Here is a 15,692-nt window from a genome sequence, read left to right as displayed (position 1 = left end):
AGGGGTTGTGCCAATCCCCGCAGGCGCATGGCATTTGCGGGTTCTAGCGGCCGTCCGGGGCGCAATCCGGTCGCCTTTTGCACCCATATGAAGCGCGCCCGAGCAGTGCTGGTGCACGACGGCTGGCGTACTGGCTGACGCGGGCGTTGACAGCCGCCGCCCGGCTTTTCTATTGTTCTGCCCCATGCGCCGATTTAGTCAGCTACTTGCGGGGCGCCGGGAGCCTAGGCTTCGAAATACCGCTAAAGCGCTGGTTCGGTGTCGCCTCCCACCGCTGCCCAGCGGAATTCTCGAGGCGGGATCTCTCTGATGAATGCACTACAACGCGCACCCCTGCGCCTGGCTCCGATTACCAGTGGCCTGGTTCGTAGCAATCCCAAAATACTGCTGGGTGGCAGCCATCAGCCATCGCTGTTGCGCTATCTGGATGGCTGGTCGCGCCGGACCTGCAGGCCACGCGCCTTTCTTGTTCAGTTCACCGGAGCGGATGAGTCGCTGGCGCATTTCGCTGCGAACAGCTTCGACCTTGCAGTCGTCCAGGCACCCTCGCGCGAGAACCTGGAAAGAAGTGTGCACGAGCTGATTCGGGTCGCCCGGCAGGGGCTGATCGTCAGGCGCTGACTCGTCAACCGCCCTTGGCGAGCCAGGCTAGCAAGCCGAGGTTCAGCAGCAGCGAGCCCAGCGCTAGCGTACGCCAGACCTTCAGCGGTTCGCGTTCGAGCAGCGGCCGCGTCGGTGCTTGGCTCGACAGCCGTTCGCCTTGCTCCAGTGCCAGCAACCATTCCTCGGCTGTCTCGAAACGCTGTGAAGGATCGATCGCGACCGCGCGCTTGAGCTGATCGTCCAGCCATGGCGGCAGATCGGGTCTGTAGCGACTGGCGGGCACCGATTGGCCGAAGCGCGGCCGCTGGAACGCCTCGACTTCACCATAGGGGAAGTGGCCGGTCAGCAGTTGATAAAGCGTGACGGCGGCTGCGTACAGGTCCTGCTGCCGGCTCGGGGCAGCACCCGTGAACGCTTCGGGTGCGAGGTAGCTCGGTGTGCCGGGCAAAGTGTGTGGCAGGTCATGGGACAGGCCCGGGCAGTACGCCAGGCCGAAGTCCAACACGCGCAGCTCGCCATCCTCGCCGAGGTGCAGGTTCTCCGGCTTGATGTCGCGGTGCAGGATGTTGCGCCGGTGCAACATGCCGAGCGCGCGGATCAGGCGCGGTGCCAGCGCCATCCAGTCCGCCAGAGGCATCGGGCCGTGATCCGCGAACTGTGCGGATAGCGTTTTTCCGCGGTACTCGCGCTGCACGTAATACAGGTGCTGGCGCTGGGGTACACCGTGGATTTCCGGAAAGGCGCGCCCGGCGACGCGGCGCAGGAACCACTCTTCCTGTAACAACGCCGGACCTGCCGCGGGTTCGTCATACCGACTCGGCGGTAGGGTTTTGAGTAGCCAATGTTGAGCCTGTGCGTCACTGACTCGGTAAAGGAGTGATTGCCGCGATTCGCCTACCAGCGCCTCGATCGTCCAGCCTTCGAACGTCTGGCCCGGTCGCAGGCGGGGCGGCAGCGGCCAGTCGGCCAGTTGTGCCAGTGAGTCGGCGAGTGCGGCTTCCGGCAGCGCCTCGACCCGCAGCAGCAGGGCGCTGGCATTGTCCTGGCTGCCGGTCTGGTGCGCCAGGTTGACCAGCGCTCGCGCGGCGTTCGGCAGGTCCGGTTCTGCGCGCAGGATGTTCTGGATGTCGCCCTCGGTGATGCTCGCCCAGACGCCGTCGCTGAGCAGCAGAAAGCATTCGCCCAGGCGCAGCTCGCCGTCGAGGTAATCGACGACCAGATGCTGGTCCAGCCCCATGGCACGCTTGAGTACGTGTTGCATGTTTGGCTGTTCCCAGACGTGATCCTCGCTGAGCCGTTGTAGCGTGCCGTCATGCCACCGATAGGCGCGGCAGTCGCCAACATGGGCAAGGGTGAAGCGCCGTCCGCGTAGTACCAGCGTCGTCAATGTGGTCAGTAGCGGCTGGCCGCCACCGTTGGCTTGCAGCCACCGGTTTTGCGCTACGAGCAGGCGGTCCAGTGATTGTGCGATGGTCCAGGTTTCTGGGGTGGCGTAGTAATCGGTCGCCAGCGCCTGCAGCGTTGCACGTGCCGCCAGACCGCCGTCCGCACATTGACTGACGCCATCGGCGATGGCGAACAGCGCACCCTTGCTCGCGGCTAGGCCGGGTGTCGGCGTGACGATGCGCAGCGCGTCCTGATTTTCTTCACGAGGGCCGGTGGCGGTGGCTTCGCCGAATGACAACTGCAAGGGCATCAAGGATCACTCGGAATGGCGTGGGCACGGTGGGACACGATCAGGCAAGCCCGGCAAGCCTGCCTTTGCTCACATGTTGATACTCAGACCCGCGCAGCGGTCATTGCGGCAGAGCCCCAGGTCGTTCTCCAGCGCCGCTTGACGCCATAGAGGCCAAACCACGCCAGCGCACCCAGGCTTGCGAACAACCACAGGCCCATCTGGTAATCGCCCGTAGCCTGCTTGACCGCGCCCAGCCCGGCGGTCAGCAGAAAGCCGCCAATGCCGCCCGCCATGCCAACGAGCCCCGTCATCACGCCGATTTCCTTGTTGAAGCGCTGCGGCACCAGCTGAAACACCGCACCGTTGCCGGCGCCGAGGCTGAGCATGGCGACCACGAACAGAGCCAGGGCTGCGGTGGAACTCGGTAGGTTGAAGCCCACAACAAACAGGCAAGCGGCGGCTACGGTGTACATCACCAACAGCGAGCGGATGCCGCCGATGCGGTCCGCCAGTGCTCCGCCGAGGGGACGCAGCAGGCTGCCAGCGAATACGCAGGCGGCGGTGTAATAGCCCGCTTTGACGGGATCGAAGGCGTACTGATCATGGAAATAGCCTGGCAGCGTACTGGCCAGGCCGAGGAAACCACCGAAGGTCACGCTGTAGAAGAACATGAACCACCAGCTGTCACGGTCGCCCAGCGCCTTCATGTAGTCGGCGAAGGATTTAGGAGCAGGGCGGTTAGGCGCGTTCCTGGCGAAGCTGGCAAAGATGATCAGCGTCAGCACCAGTGGGATCAGGGCCAGGCCAAACACGTTCGTCCAGCCGAACATGCTGGCCAGTACCGGGGCGAAGAGGGCTGCGAAGACGGTGCCGGAATTGCCTGCACCGGCGATACCCATGGCCTTGCCCTGGTGCTGTGGCGGATACCACTGCGAGGCGAGCGGCAGCGCGACGGCAAAGGACGCGCCCGCCATGCCGAGGAACAGGCCCAGCAGCAGCGCTTGCTCGTAGCTGTGGATGCCGTTCAGCCAGGCGATGAAGAGCGCCGCGATCACCACGATCTGCCCGAACAGGCCGGCGGTTTTTGGCGAGGTCCGGTCGGCGAGCATGCCCAGCGCCAGGCGTAGCACGGCGCCGGAGAGGATGGGCGTCGCCACCATGAAGGCGCGTTGCTGGGTGGTCAAGCCGAGGTCGGCGGCTATCTGCACACCCATTGGGCCAAGCACGTACCAGACCATGAAGCTCAGGTCGAAGTAGAGAAAGGCGGAAAAGAGGGTCGGCGTGTGGCCGGCTTTCCAGAAACTCGTATTCATCGAACACCTCACTAGACAAGTTGTACCGGCGCGCCTGTTGGGTGCCGGGGAATGCCGCGCTGCCGGACGGCAGCAGAATCCGTGCGGGAATGCCCGCGCCCCTGCTCGTTGGGGCCAAACGAAAAAGGCGCCGCGAACCACCGTCTGTCTCGACGGGGCAACGCGACGCCTTTGTCATGTCTGTGAGTAACCGCCTTTGGCTACTTGCCGTTGCAGCAAGCAGGAGATGTGCCAACCGCAACGGCCGGGCGGCATGGGGGCTCTGGAGCCGGGATACGGGTGGATGCGCTCAAAGCGCGCGCAGCGGTGGTGCGTCGTGCATTGAAGTGGGGCGTGTCAAGCGATGCGATTGACCTTGGGGAACTTCGCCGCGAACTCGGCCGGCATCGGCACGACCTGGGTTTCAAGGTAGTTGTAAAAGACGAAACCGGACTTGGCCATGGCGATCAGCGTGCCGTCGGCCGGGCGGGTGATGCGAAAGGTGATATCGCCGCCGTACTTGTTGAAATCCATGACGCCGACTTCGAACAACAGCACGTCCCGAGCGTGAGCTTCGGCCTTGTAGGTGGTGGCCAGGTCCGTAACGATGATGCCGCTGCCGTCTTTGCGAGACTCGGCAATGCCGTAGGCAAAGAGGAAACGGGCACGGGCTTCGGAAATCATCGAGATCATCGAGTCGTTCGCCAGGTGGTTGGCGGCGTTGATGTCGGTGATACGTACCGTCAGTTGCGTGGTGAAGCAGAACTGGTCTTCGGGAAACTGCAGGGACAGGCGGGCCATGAAGGTCTCGTTTGGCTGGAAACAGGGGCCGGCGTCGATCACCGGTTTGCCGGCCCGCGCGCGGACGCCCATTCTACGTGCCGGCCCTCGACGGCCAAGCTGGATTCAGCACCTTGATGACCCCGTTCGCACCGAGGCTTCAGGCGATGCTGTGGCGGATGCCTTGCAGGCGTTCGTCGATGATCGGGGTGATCAGCGCGTAGCACTCGGCCGGCGCCAGGCTGACGCGTGGCGCGTCGATCAGGTTGCGTTGCAGGTGCTCGACGAGCTTGGCCAGGGTAGTGCCGCCGATAGGATCGGCGAGGCGCTGGCACAGGTAGCGCATCTGCACCTGCATCTCCAGCGGGCAGGTTTCGAAGTTGGCGGCGCGCACCGCCAGGCCGCGCAGCTGGCCGAGGTCTTCCAGTGCACGGCAGGCGTCGCACAGGCCGGTCACTTGCGGGTTGCCCTGGTACGCCAGACGCAACTCGAGCACGTGGATGCTTTCGAGCATTTGCTCGATCAGAATGCAGTGCGGCTCGAATTCGGTCGGGTTCTGGCGTATCTCACGCCACAGCGCGCGCATGGCGGGGCGGTTCTCCTCGCCTTGCCAGCCCTGCCAGAGCCGGTCGATGCGGTTGGCGACGTCCAGCCGCTGGGCGACGGCCGCCGCGTCACGCTGGCCGCCCAGGCCGCGGTGCTTCTGCACGAACTGCAGCACCTCGAGCACCATTTGCAGGGCGTGGAGGTCCTTGGCGCTGATCCGCTTGCGATGCCGATCGGCGGCGACGCGACTGAGGTGGTTGCCAAGCAACACCAGGCAGGCGGCCAGGGTCAGGGCGATGGAAACTTCCATGGTCAGGCTTCCTTACGGCTGAGACGAGTGAGGTAGAGGGTGAGGCTGTGCAGCTGAGCGGCCTGGGCGCGCTGCTGCTGCACGCCTGCAAGCCGGTCGCACAGCAGGTTGTCGCCCTGGCGTTGTCGTTTTTGGGGGCTAAGGGCACCGTCCACGTCGTGTCACCTCGATCCGGTCACGCAGCTGGCCGCTGCTGGCGCTGGTAGAGAAATTCCAACACCTGGGCGCGGAAGGCGTGATAGCCGGCGTCATGGGCCAGCGCCATACGATCCCGCGGGCGCGGCAGGTCAACCTGGAGGATCTCGCCGATAGTGGCGGAGGGCCCGTTGGTCATCATCACGATGCGGTCCGAGAGCAGCACGGCTTCGTCGACATCGTGGGTGATCATGATCACCGTGTTGCCGAGGTCGGCGTGGATCTCCATCAGCGAGTCCTGCAGATGCGCGCGGGTCAGCGCATCGAGGGCACCGAAGGGCTCGTCCATCAGCAACACCTTGGGTTGCATGGCCAGTGCACGGGCGATGCCGATGCGCTGTTTCATCCCGCCGGAGATCTCGCTGGGGCGTTTGTCGCGGGCGTGGGTCATGTGCACCAGCTCGAGGTTGTGCTCGATCCAGTCGCGCATTTCCCGTTTGCTCTTCTGGCCCCGGAAGACTTCCCGTACCGCCAGTTCGACGTTTTCGTAGCAGCTGAGCCAGGGCAGCAGGCTGTGGTTCTGGAACACCACGGCGCGCTCCGGACCGGGTTCGTTGACCTCGCGGCCGTCGAGGATCACGCCGCCGGTGGTGGCCTGATACAGTCCGGCGACGATGTTGAGGACGGTCGACTTGCCGCAGCCGGAATGGCCGATCAGCGAGACGAACTCGCCCTTGGCGATGCGCAGGTTGACGTTCTGCAGCGCGCAGTAGAGCCCCTTGTCGGTGGGAAAGCTGATACCGACGCCGGTGAGTTCGAGATGGGCGTTGTTCATGTGATTTCCTCAGCGCAGGTCTGCGTTCTTGTCCCAGCTCACGCGGCGCTGGAGCATCAGCATGATGCGGTCCAGGGCGAAGCCGATCAGGCCGATGACGATCACCGCGACCATGATCCGGCCGAGCGAGTTGGAGCTGCCGTTCTGGAACTCGTCCCAGATGAATTTCCCGAGACCGGGGTTCTGCGCCAGCATTTCCGCGGCAATCAGGACCATCCAGCCGGTCGCCAGCGACAGGCGCAGCCCGGTGAAGATCATCGGAATGGCGGCGGGCAGGACGATGCGGCGCACGTGGCTGAGGGGCGACAGGCGCAGCACGCGGCTGACGTTGGTCAGGTCCTTGTCCAGGTTCGCCACGCCGACCGTGGTGTTGATCACCGTCGGCCACAGGCAGCACAGCGCCACGGTCAGCGCCGAGGTGACGAAGGACTTGGCGAATAGTGGGTCCTCGCTGACATAGACGGCGCTGACCACCATGGTGACCAGCGGCAGCCAGGCGAGTGGTGAGACCGGCTTGAACACCTGGATCAAGGGGTTGATGGCGTTGTACACCGGCTTGCTCAGGCCGCAGACGATGCCCAGCGGCACGGCGATCAGCGAGGCGAGGGCGAAGCCGGCCATCACGGTGTACAGGCTGGTGAAGATCTGCTCGAAGAAGGTCGGCTTGCCGGTGTAAGGGCGAATCTTGACGGTGGCATCGGGGTTCTTCGCCAGCGTCGCGGCGTTGCGTTCTTCCTGGCGCTGGTAGAAGGCGGCGGCCTTTTCCCGCGACTGGATGTGCGCATCGGCCAGCCCGGTGAACTGCTCGGCGACCTGGCTCGGCCCGGGAAACTGGCCGAGGCTGGTCTGAATGTTCGATGCCACCAACTGCCAGAACAGCAGGAAGGCAAGGACGCCCACCAGCGGCATGATCACTTGCGGCAGCCAGCGCTTGAGCCGCGCCTGACGGCCAGCCTCCAAGGTCTCTTTGATGTTTTGCACGACGGCTGGGTTGCTCATCGATGTGTCCTCCTGGATCGGGAGGCCTGCGCCTCCCATGCGCGGGATCAGAGCGTGGTATCGCCTTTCAGGCCGATCGCGAACTGGTCGAGGTAGGCGTTAGGCGTATGGCCGTCGTAGGTGATGCCGTCGATGGTGTCGGCCAGCGGCGCGCGAATGCCGTCTTCATCGGCGGACGGCACGTCTTCGGCGCTGAGCAGGCCGTCGGCGATCAGCTCGTCGGCCGCCTGGCGGTAGATGTCCGGGCGGTAGACGCGCTTGGCGGTGTCCAGGTACCAGCTGTCCGGCTTGGCCTCGGCGATCTGGCCCCAGCGGCGCATCTGGGTCAGGTACCAGATGGCGTCGGAGTAGTAGGGGTAGGTCGCGTGGTAACGGAAGAACACGTTGAAATCCGGCACTTCGCGCTTATCGCCCTTTTCGAACTCGAAGGTGCCGGTCATCGAGTTGGCGATGACCTTGGCATCGGCGCCGACGTATTCCGGACGCGAGAGGATCTCCACGGCTTCCCGGCGGTTGGCGTTGTTGTCTTCATCGAGCCACTTGCCAGCGCGGATCAGCGCCTTGACCAGCCGCTTGTGGGTCTCCGGGTTCGCTTCGGCCCAGGCCTTGGAAACGCCAAAGACCTTTTCCGACATGTTCTTGCGGATCGCGTAGTCCGCCACGACCGGCACGCCGATGCCCTTGAACACGGCCTGCTGGTTCCAGGGCTCGCCGACGCTGTAGCCATGGATGGTGCCGGCTTCCATGGTCGAAGGCATCTGCGGCGGCGGGGTGACCGAGAGCAATGCCTGGGCGTCGATCTGGCCGCTGATGTCGCCCTTGGCGGGCGCGTAATAGCCCGGATGGATGCCACCGGCTGCGAGCCAGTAGCGCAGCTCGTAGTTGTGAGTCGAGACGGGGAACACCATTCCCAGATTGAACGGCTTGCCGCTGGCCTGGAACTGTTCGATGACCGGCTTGAGCGCGTCGGCCTTGATCGGGTGCACGGGCTTGCCATCGGCCATCGGCACCTGGGGCTTCATTTGTTCCCAGACGGCGTTGGACAGGGTGATGGCGTTGCCGTTTAGGTCCATGGTGAATGCGGTGATGATCTCGGCTTTGGTGCCGAAGCCGATGGTGGCACCGATCGGCTGGCCGGAGAGCATGTGCGCCCCGTCCAGCTCGCCGTCGATGACACGGTCCAGCAATACCTTCCAGTTGGCCTGGGCTTCGAGCGTGACGTAGAGCCCTTCGTCCTCGAAGAAGCCCTTTTCGTAGGCGATGGCGAGCGGCGCCATGTCGGTGAGCTTGATGAAGCCGAGTTTGAGTTCTTCCTTTTCCGGCTCGGCAGCCCATGCCGTTAATGGCAATAGCGGTAGCAGGGCGGAGGCCGCTAGCGTTTTCAGCAGCGTACGGCGGGTCTTGCGCATGATTTATCCCTCAATCGCGAAACGAAAAAAGGCGTCGCGGACGCACCCTCCGCATGAGCAGAGCGAGCACCGTCGACGCCTTTGTCAATTCGTCCCGATCACCGCCGTTGGCGACCCGAAGACGTTGTGCCGAGGTGATTGCAAGGGGCTTGCCAAAGTCGTTTGGCTGGATGCGGTTTGAAGAGAACCGGTTTAAAAATCAGAGAGATAGGATGGCTAGTCGAGTCGTTTCGGAATGACGATCGCCATCTTAGCGGAGGCGCTGCACGTTATCGGTTCACTATCGGCCGCCGTATAACCCGTTGGCGCCGTTTTGGTTCGCTGAGGCAACGCTTTCATTACGCGTCATTCAGCCAGCAGCGTGTCCCGCAGCTCCGCTGGAATCGCGGCGCTTTTCAGCTCGCCAAGGCGATCCGGGTGCTTGACCGCCCAGACCCGCTTGTCGATACCGGTCACGGCCAGGCGGTCGTCGTGTTTGAACAGTTCGTGGCGGATCGCGAAGCTCGACTCGTTAACCTCGGTCACGCGGCTGACGATGCGCACCTGTTCGCCGAAACGTGCGGGCAGTTTGAAGATGGCCTGGCTATCGACCATCGGCCAGCCAACCGCGCCATGGCGCTCGAACAAGGTGCCGACATCCAAACCGGAATTAGCGACCATGAGATCAGTCGATGCGTTGAACATGGCGAAATAGCGCGGATAAAAGACGATACCCGCCGGGTCGCAATCGCCCCATTCGATGATCAGGTCGCGGCTGAAGCTGAGCATTTGTACTCCTTGTCGTGTCTGTTTGGTGTACGGCCATGATGCCTGCGAGCTGCACAACGGGACCACCTGCGGATATGGCGGAGGCATGCGCATCCGCCGCATGGCCTAGAAAGGCAGCCGCGCCTGCAGCCAGAGGCGGGTGCCTTCCGGCCGATTCTCCGCATCGAATTCCTTCTGCATCTTGGCCACCAGTGCGAAGTTCGGCGCGAAGCGGTAGGAGACGTATGGGCCGAGCGCCTTGACATTGCCGCGATTGCCGCCATCGGCGAGTGCTTGCCCGTCGATCTCATCGTCGGTGGTCTGGTTGAACCAGTAGCCATTGAGGCCCATCGAGAGATTGTCGGTCAGGCGGTAGCCGCCGCTGAACTCAAGTGTCAGCTCGTCACCGGAGCGGTAGTCGGTATCGGTGTTGGTCGAGTTGAATGCGTAGCGAACCTTGGCGCTGGCTTCCCAGTGCTTGTTCGGAAACCAGGTGACGCCGTAGAAAGGCGCTACCTGAAACTGATTACGCCCCGCGTTGACTGGTTCGTCGGCATCGTATTCGCCGGTGGGCAGGAAGCTCTCGACGCCGGCAATCTGGTGCAGCGTCGGGCTGTGCCAGCCGAGCAGCACGGGCGCGAATGTCGTGTCGCCCAGATTGGTTGTCGAGCCGCCACGGTCCAGCGGTGGCAAACCGCCTGGACGATTTACATCCAGCGTGAGGTCCAGCGTCGGCACGACCAGCACCAGGCGCGTCTCGACATTCGCGCCGAGCCAGCGCACACCCGGCCAGACATAGCTGAATCGGGCTGCGACCACGTCCGCCTCGATCTTGTAGCGCGCCACGGCGGCGCGCTCGTCGCCGTTGCCATCGGTGATCTTGTCCGCCGAATAGTGCGAGTAATAGAGCAGGGTGTTGAGCCCTTCGGGCAGCATCAGGCCGCTGAGATTGGTGTCCACGCCAACCGGGTACGGGCTGCCGTTGGTTTCGGAGGCGCCGGCGAGTGGCGCTATCAATGGAAGCGCCAGCAACGCGAAAGTGGCGCCGCGACGGGGCGCTGAGAGGTGCTTTTTCATCATGGTTTCCTTTTTTGTTTTTGTTGTTCAACCGGGAGGCGTCGGGCGGCGATCAGCTAGTCATGGCAGACCTCGAACAGCCCGGCCAGGCCCTGGCCGCCACCGACGCACATGGTGACCACCACCAGGCGCGCACCACGACGGCGCCCTTCGAGCAGTGCATGCCCGACCAGCCGCGCCCCCGACATGCCGTAGGGATGGCCCAGCGCGATGGCGCCGCCGTTTACGTTGAGCCGGTCCAGCGGGATGCCGAGCTGGCGCTGGCAATGGAGCACTTGCGAGGCGAAGGCTTCGTTGAGCTCCCACAGGTCGATGTCGCGCACCGAAAGCCCATGCCTGGCCAGCAGCCGAGGGACGGCGAGAACGGGGCCTATGCCCATTTCATCCGGTGCGCAGCCAGCACTGGCCAAACCGCGGAAGAACCCGAGTGGCTTGCGACCATGACGATCCGCCTCCTCGCGGCTCATCAACACGCACGCGGCCACGCCATCGCTTAGCTGGGACGCGTTGCCGGCCGTGACGGTGCGGCCGTCCCCGTCGAGCACCGGCTTCAACCCACGCAATTGCTCCGCGCGGGTGTCGGGGCGGTTGCATTCGTCTCGGTCCAGTCGTATGGATTCCTGCCGGCATTCGTACTGGGATTTGTCCAAGACCTGCTTGACCGTCTCGATCGGCACGATTTCGTCGTCGAACAAGCCGTCGCGCTGTGCCTGTGCGGTGCGCCGCTGGCTGCTCAGTGCGTAGTCGTCCTGGTCGGCGCGGCTGATGCCATAACGCTGCGCCACGACTTCGGCCGTTTCCAGCATGCTGATATAGGCGTCGGGGCGATGCTCCAGCAGCCATGGATCGCGGCCATGGAATTCATTGGTGTGTTCGTTCTGCACCAGGCTGATCGACTCGCCACCGGCGGCGAGCATCGTCGGTGTGCCATCGACAATGATCCGCTGCGCTGCCGCTGCGATGGCTTGCAGCCCTGAGCCGCAATGTCGGCTGACCGTCACGGCCGCAACGCTGTCTGGCAGACCGGCCCGCAGCAGCGCGATGCGGGCGACGTTCTTGCCTTGGGTGCCTTCAGGGCGTCCGCAGCCCATGATGACCTCTTCTATGCTTTCCCCAACCAGCCCGGCTCGCGCCAGTGCGGCCTGGAATACCGGCGCGGCGAGACTGGGCATGGGCGTGATGTTGAACGCCCCCCGGTAGGCTTTTGCGATGGGCGTTCGCGCATAGGAAACGATGCAGGCTTCGTTCATTTCGGCATTTCTCCTGGCATCAAAGCGACTGCATGATCGCCCTGTGGTCCTCGGTGTGATGGGAAAGGGCCTGGTAGGCCGCGGACAGTTCGAGGATCGGCTCAAGGCGTTGATGCTGACTTTCGCGCAGCAGCGTCTTGGTCAGGCGCAAGGCGTGTCCGGGGTTGGCAGCGATGCGTTCGGCCAGCGCTTGCGCCGTCTGCATCAGCGCGTCCGGCTCGACGACCTGCGAGACCAGCCCGTAGTCCAGGGCCGTCGCCGCATCGATCGCATCCCCGGTGAAGGCCAGTTCATAGGCGCGCGACAGGTTGTCCAGTGCCCGTGGCAGCAGCCAGGCGCCGCCGTCGCCGGGGATGATCCCAAGCTTGACGAAGCTTTCGGCAAACCGCGCGCGGGTCGAAGCGATGCGCATGTCGCACATCAGCGCCAGGTCGCAACCGGCGCCGATGGCAGGGCCGTTGATTGCAGCAATGGTCGGCACCTCCAGCCGGTACACCGCCAGCGGTATCTGCTGAATGCCGTGGCGATAGCCCTGACGCAGGCGATAGGGATCGCCCGCGAACAGGCCGGCGCGCGCCTTCATGTCCTTGACATTGCCGCCGGCACAGAAGGATTTGCCAGCGCCGGTAAGGACCACCACCTTGACGTCAGCGTCCCGGTTGATGCGGTCGCACACCTCGCCGAACGCCTCGAACTGCGCCTGGCTCGTCAGTGCGTTGTGCTGCTCTGGCGCTTGCATGGTCAGCGTGACCACGGCACCTTGCTGCGCGTACTCGATGAAGGTACTCACGCCGCTTCCTCCTGCAGCTTGGCGGTGACCCGCTCGACCAGGTCCTTCTTCGAGACTTTGCCGAAGGTCGAAAGCGGAAAGCTGTCGACCACTTCCAGGCGCTCGGGCAGTTTGAAACGGGCGATTTCCTCAGCCTGGAGGAATTCCACCAGCTCCAATAGCGCCAGGCTGCGACCGGGCTTGAGAATGACGAACGCGCACATCTTCTCGCCCAGCACCGGGTCCGGCATGGCGACGCAGGCGACGTTGGTCACCGCCGGATGGCCGAGGATGAGGTTTTCAATCTCTTCGGCAGAGATTTTCTCGCCACCGCGGTTGATCAGGTCCTTCTTGCGTCCCTCGACCACGAAATTGCCCGAGGGCAGGCGCCGCATCATGTCGCCTGAGCGGTAAAAACCTTCCGGGGTGAAAGCGCGGGCGTTGTGCTCGGGGGCGTTAAAGTAACCGCGCAGGGTATAGGGGCCGCGGCAGCACAGCTCGCCCGGCACGCCGTCCGGCACCGGCTGATCGTTATCGTCGAGCAGCAGAACTTCGTCGGCTTCGCATACCGGCCGGCCGACAGACTGGCGCCGCACGTCGAGCGGGTCGTCCAGACGCACGAACATCAGCAGCCCCTCGGCCATGCCGAAGTTTTCCTGCACGGTGCAGTTGCGCAGCACCTTCTCGGTCAGCCCACGTGTTTCGGGTTGCAGGCGTTGGCCGCCGGACTGGATCACACGCACGCTGTCGAGGTTGTACTCGCCGACTTTCGGATCGTTCATCCACATGATCAGCAGCGCCGGCACCACGTGGATGTGGGTGACGCCGAACCGCTCGATCAACGGAAAGACTTCCTCGGCGCGGGTGCTGTTGTGCACCACTACCTTGGCCCCCTTGAGCATGAAGCCCTGCAAGCCGGGGCAGGCCAGCGGCAGATTGTGTGCGATGGGCAGTACATCGAGCAGCACCGAATGCTCGTCGATGCCGGTGTAGCGGGTCGCCAGCGTGGAGTTGCAGATGTAGTCGTTATGGGTGCGCGGGATCATTTTCGGGATGCCCGTGGTGCCACCGGAGAGCAGGAACAGTGCGGGGCTGCACGGGTCGATGCCGGCCTGGATGGCATCGAGCTCGGCAACGTCACGGCGCGGTTCGGCGGCGATCAGCTCACGCAACGAAACGAAGCCCTCGGGCGTGTCGCCGAGGACAATCTTCAGGCGAATGCTGTCGGTGTCGGCCTCCACGCGGTTGACGATATCGATGAAATCGCAGTCCTTGGCCCGGTCCGCGGTGATCGTGGCGGTAGCGCCGGACAGCGCCACGAACTGGCGCAGCTCACGATAGCGATGGGTGTGCAGGGCCAGGATCGGTCGCACGCCAATTTTTTGCAGGGCCAGGTAGACCTGCACGAACTCCAGCACATTGCCCAGCTGCAACACGACGATGTCGCCGGGCTCAAGGCCGGTGTCGAGCAGGTTGAGTGCCAGGCGCGTGGCACTCTGGTCCAGTGCGTGGTAGGTCAGTTCGGTATGGGCATCGCATACGGCGACGCGCTCCGCGTAGCGCTCGCAGACTTCGGCAAGCGTCTGGGCAATGGTTCTGTCTTTCCAGTAGCCCTCGGCGCGATATCGCTGAGCGTAGCTTTCCGGAAACGGCACAAATCCGTCCATCGTCTGAATCCTCGATGTTGTCGTTGTTGTTCAAGGCATTCGAAGCGGGGCTTCGAGGGGCGCGGGCGCGCTCAGGTGGTCTTGGCGAAGCCGCCGTCGATAACGATCGTTTCGCCGGTCACGAAGTGCATGTGCTCGATGAGAGTGAGCACGACTTCGGCGACATCTTCCATGGTCACGCAGCGCTGCAGCGGGGTGGCGCGGGCACGGCGGGTCATGAGCTTGTCGTAGTTGTCCTGAAGCATCCACTTCATCCAGTCGCCTTCCATCCAGCCGGGGGCGATGGCATTGACCCGCACTTTTGGCCCCAGCGCATTGGCCAGCGTCTGGGTCATGCTGATCACCGCAGCCTTGGAGGCCGAGTAGGGCAACGGCTGCGCGCCGGGCCGCATGCCGACGATCGACGCGGTGTTGACCATGCAAGGCTTCTCGGCTTCGAGCAGCAGCTCGCGCGTGTGCTTGGCCACGAGGAACAGGCCACGGACGTTGACCGAAAACACCCGATCCCAGTCATTCACATCGATTTCGTGAAAGCGCTTGGGCGGAGTGTCGATGGAGACGCCTGCGTTGCTGCATACCACGTCCAGGCGGCTGTAGTGCTGTTTGATGGTCTCCATCATCGCTATGACGCTTGCCTCGTCGGACACATCGCACTTGACCAGCAGCGTCCGCGCGCCGGCCGCCTCGCATGCAGCGACCGTGGCCTGTGCCGATTCGGCGTTGCGACTGTAGTTGACGATCACGTCGTAGCCCGCTTTTGCCAGCGTGACAGCCACCGTCGACCCGATCCCAGAAGCCGAGCCCGTGACCAGGGCAACCTTGTTATTCTTGTCCATGTTCAACTCCGGTTTTTGTTTATAAGTGAACATGTTCAGTTTTAGGTGTGATACAAGTGGTTGTCAACGTCCGCTCGCCAAAGATTTCCCGCGAAACGCTGTGCTGAGCTGCAACCTTTTGATAGGAAAGAATTAAATGCTTAACGAAAAGCCGCCGATGAACCTGCGCGAGCGCAACAAACTGGACAAATTCCTGCGTATCCGCGCCGCGGCCCGCAAGCTATTTACCGAAAACGGCTTCGAGCCGACCACCACACGGCAGATCGCCCAGGAAGCTGACGTGGGGCTCTCCACGCTGTTCCTCTACGCGACTGACAAGCGCGACCTGCTGTTCATGGTGGTCAATGACGACCTCGCGGAGCTGACGGACAGGGCGTTTTCCGGCTGCGATCCAACGTCCGGTCTGCTGGATAACCTGAAGCTGGCGCTGCGCCAATTCTTCGAGTTCTACGGGCAGGACAAGGTGCTGTCGCGCGACGTTACCCGCGAGATCACCTTCTATACGACCGGCATGCAAAGCGAGCGCTTTCAGGCGACACGCGCGAAGACCATCGAGTGCATAGCCGAACTGGTAAAGCAAGCACGCGAGCGGGGAGAGGTGACCGCGGGCGAAGATGACGCCTTTATCGCTAAGACGATCTTCTATCTGCTGGCCGCGGAGATCCGGATGTGGCTGGCCGACGCATCTGTAAACCCTGAAGACGGGCTGAATGAGCTAATGAAGCGCCTGCATTTGCTCATGCACGGCCTGGTTTGAGG

The 15,692-nt window shown here is 63.5% G+C and carries 16 protein-coding genes; 2 read left to right on the top strand and 14 right to left on the bottom strand.

Features of this window, described 5'->3' with window-relative positions; genetic code table 11:
- The first annotated feature begins 309 nt into the window (after window positions 1-309).
- Window positions 310-621, top strand: coding sequence for a class I SAM-dependent methyltransferase (locus KXR72_RS03520; RefSeq protein ID WP_437419717.1), 312 nt, complete (start codon window positions 310-312; stop codon window positions 619-621).
- 4 nt (window positions 622-625) lie between these two features.
- On the opposite strand, the gene KXR72_RS03515 is transcribed toward KXR72_RS03520, so the two are convergent.
- The 14 genes from KXR72_RS03515 to KXR72_RS03450 all read right to left on the bottom strand — a co-directional run bounded on the left by KXR72_RS03515 (window position 626) and on the right by KXR72_RS03450 (window position 14,933).
- On the bottom strand, window positions 626-2,299 hold the full coding sequence (locus KXR72_RS03515) for a protein kinase domain-containing protein (RefSeq protein ID WP_437419716.1): 1,674 nt from the start codon (window positions 2,297-2,299) through the stop codon (window positions 626-628).
- Between the two features lie 83 nt (window positions 2,300-2,382).
- The gene (locus KXR72_RS03510; protein WP_437419715.1) at window positions 2,383-3,594 is read right to left on the bottom strand and encodes a nitrate/nitrite transporter; all 1,212 of its coding nucleotides are present in this window, start codon (window positions 3,592-3,594) and stop codon (window positions 2,383-2,385) included.
- A gap of 336 nt (window positions 3,595-3,930) precedes the next feature.
- Entirely contained in the window at window positions 3,931-4,374 is a 444-nt protein-coding gene (locus KXR72_RS03505; RefSeq protein WP_437419714.1) for a thioesterase family protein, read from the bottom strand.
- 139 nt (window positions 4,375-4,513) lie between these two features.
- Window positions 4,514-5,209 carry a hypothetical protein gene (locus KXR72_RS03500; RefSeq protein WP_437419713.1) on the bottom strand — a complete coding sequence of 232 codons (696 nt, stop codon included), beginning with the start codon at window positions 5,207-5,209 and terminating at the stop codon, window positions 4,514-4,516.
- 2 nt (window positions 5,210-5,211) lie between these two features.
- Complete coding sequence (locus tag KXR72_RS03495; protein WP_437419712.1) at window positions 5,212-5,364, bottom strand: hypothetical protein; 153 nt, start codon at window positions 5,362-5,364, stop codon at window positions 5,212-5,214.
- A 20-nt stretch (window positions 5,365-5,384) separates the two neighbouring features.
- Window positions 5,385-6,179: an ABC transporter ATP-binding protein gene (locus KXR72_RS03490; RefSeq protein WP_437419711.1), complete on the bottom strand. Its 795-nt coding sequence runs from the start codon at window positions 6,177-6,179 to the stop codon at window positions 5,385-5,387.
- Window positions 6,180-6,188: 9 nt separating this feature from the next.
- A complete protein-coding gene (locus tag KXR72_RS03485; RefSeq protein WP_437419710.1) occupies window positions 6,189-7,178 on the bottom strand; it encodes an ABC transporter permease in 990 nt (329 codons plus the stop codon).
- A 47-nt stretch (window positions 7,179-7,225) separates the two neighbouring features.
- Window positions 7,226-8,587, bottom strand: a complete 1,362-nt coding sequence (locus tag KXR72_RS03480; RefSeq protein WP_437419709.1) for a CmpA/NrtA family ABC transporter substrate-binding protein — start codon at window positions 8,585-8,587, stop codon at window positions 7,226-7,228.
- A gap of 345 nt (window positions 8,588-8,932) precedes the next feature.
- A complete protein-coding gene (locus KXR72_RS03475) occupies window positions 8,933-9,355 on the bottom strand; it encodes an acyl-CoA thioesterase (protein WP_437419708.1) in 423 nt (140 codons plus the stop codon).
- A gap of 105 nt (window positions 9,356-9,460) precedes the next feature.
- Window positions 9,461-10,411: a SphA family protein gene (locus tag KXR72_RS03470; protein WP_437419707.1), complete on the bottom strand. Its 951-nt coding sequence runs from the start codon at window positions 10,409-10,411 to the stop codon at window positions 9,461-9,463.
- 56 nt (window positions 10,412-10,467) lie between these two features.
- Entirely contained in the window at window positions 10,468-11,661 is a 1,194-nt protein-coding gene (locus KXR72_RS03465; protein WP_437419706.1) for an acetyl-CoA C-acyltransferase, read from the bottom strand.
- A gap of 19 nt (window positions 11,662-11,680) precedes the next feature.
- Window positions 11,681-12,451: a crotonase/enoyl-CoA hydratase family protein gene (locus KXR72_RS03460; RefSeq protein WP_437419705.1), complete on the bottom strand. Its 771-nt coding sequence runs from the start codon at window positions 12,449-12,451 to the stop codon at window positions 11,681-11,683.
- Window positions 12,448-14,097: a (2,3-dihydroxybenzoyl)adenylate synthase gene (locus tag KXR72_RS03455; RefSeq protein ID WP_437419704.1), complete on the bottom strand. Its 1,650-nt coding sequence runs from the start codon at window positions 14,095-14,097 to the stop codon at window positions 12,448-12,450. The genes KXR72_RS03460 and KXR72_RS03455 overlap by 4 nt, the downstream gene beginning before the upstream one ends.
- 71 nt (window positions 14,098-14,168) lie before the next feature.
- Complete coding sequence (locus KXR72_RS03450) at window positions 14,169-14,933, bottom strand: SDR family NAD(P)-dependent oxidoreductase (protein WP_437419703.1); 765 nt, start codon at window positions 14,931-14,933, stop codon at window positions 14,169-14,171.
- 136 nt (window positions 14,934-15,069) lie between these two features.
- Here KXR72_RS03450 and KXR72_RS03445 point away from each other — a divergent pair, with 136 nt between their 5' ends.
- Entirely contained in the window at window positions 15,070-15,690 is a 621-nt protein-coding gene (locus KXR72_RS03445; RefSeq protein ID WP_437419702.1) for a TetR/AcrR family transcriptional regulator, read from the top strand.
- Window positions 15,691-15,692: the final 2 nt, after the last annotated feature.

Source organism: Stutzerimonas chloritidismutans, assembly GCF_051486945.1.
GTDB classification, from domain to species: Bacteria; Pseudomonadota; Gammaproteobacteria; order Pseudomonadales; family Pseudomonadaceae; genus Stutzerimonas; species Stutzerimonas chloritidismutans_B.
This window is presented reverse-complemented; position numbering and strand designations above follow the sequence as displayed.

Bases quoted from the DNA above. Each gene is read 5' to 3' on its own strand.
- KXR72_RS03450 (WP_437419703.1), bottom strand. From the start codon at position 14,933: ATGGACAAGAATAACAAGGTTGCCCTGGTCACGGGCTCGGCTTCTGGG.
- KXR72_RS03470 (WP_437419707.1), bottom strand. From the start codon at position 10,411: ATGAAAAAGCACCTCTCAGCGCCCCGTCGCGGCGCCACTTTCGCGTTG.
- KXR72_RS03465 (WP_437419706.1), bottom strand. From the start codon at position 11,661: ATGAACGAAGCCTGCATCGTTTCCTATGCGCGAACGCCCATCGCAAAA.
- KXR72_RS03490 (WP_437419711.1), bottom strand. From the start codon at position 6,179: ATGAACAACGCCCATCTCGAACTCACCGGCGTCGGTATCAGCTTTCCC.
- KXR72_RS03455 (WP_437419704.1), bottom strand. From the start codon at position 14,097: ATGGACGGATTTGTGCCGTTTCCGGAAAGCTACGCTCAGCGATATCGC.
- KXR72_RS03515 (WP_437419716.1), bottom strand. From the start codon at position 2,299: ATGCCCTTGCAGTTGTCATTCGGCGAAGCCACCGCCACCGGCCCTCGT.
- KXR72_RS03500 (WP_437419713.1), bottom strand. From the start codon at position 5,209: ATGGAAGTTTCCATCGCCCTGACCCTGGCCGCCTGCCTGGTGTTGCTT.
- KXR72_RS03445 (WP_437419702.1), top strand. From the start codon at position 15,070: ATGCTTAACGAAAAGCCGCCGATGAACCTGCGCGAGCGCAACAAACTG.
- KXR72_RS03485 (WP_437419710.1), bottom strand. From the start codon at position 7,178: ATGAGCAACCCAGCCGTCGTGCAAAACATCAAAGAGACCTTGGAGGCT.
- KXR72_RS03510 (WP_437419715.1), bottom strand. From the start codon at position 3,594: ATGAATACGAGTTTCTGGAAAGCCGGCCACACGCCGACCCTCTTTTCC.
- KXR72_RS03505 (WP_437419714.1), bottom strand. From the start codon at position 4,374: ATGGCCCGCCTGTCCCTGCAGTTTCCCGAAGACCAGTTCTGCTTCACC.
- KXR72_RS03480 (WP_437419709.1), bottom strand. From the start codon at position 8,587: ATGCGCAAGACCCGCCGTACGCTGCTGAAAACGCTAGCGGCCTCCGCC.
- KXR72_RS03520 (WP_437419717.1), top strand. From the start codon at position 310: ATGAATGCACTACAACGCGCACCCCTGCGCCTGGCTCCGATTACCAGT.
- KXR72_RS03475 (WP_437419708.1), bottom strand. From the start codon at position 9,355: ATGCTCAGCTTCAGCCGCGACCTGATCATCGAATGGGGCGATTGCGAC.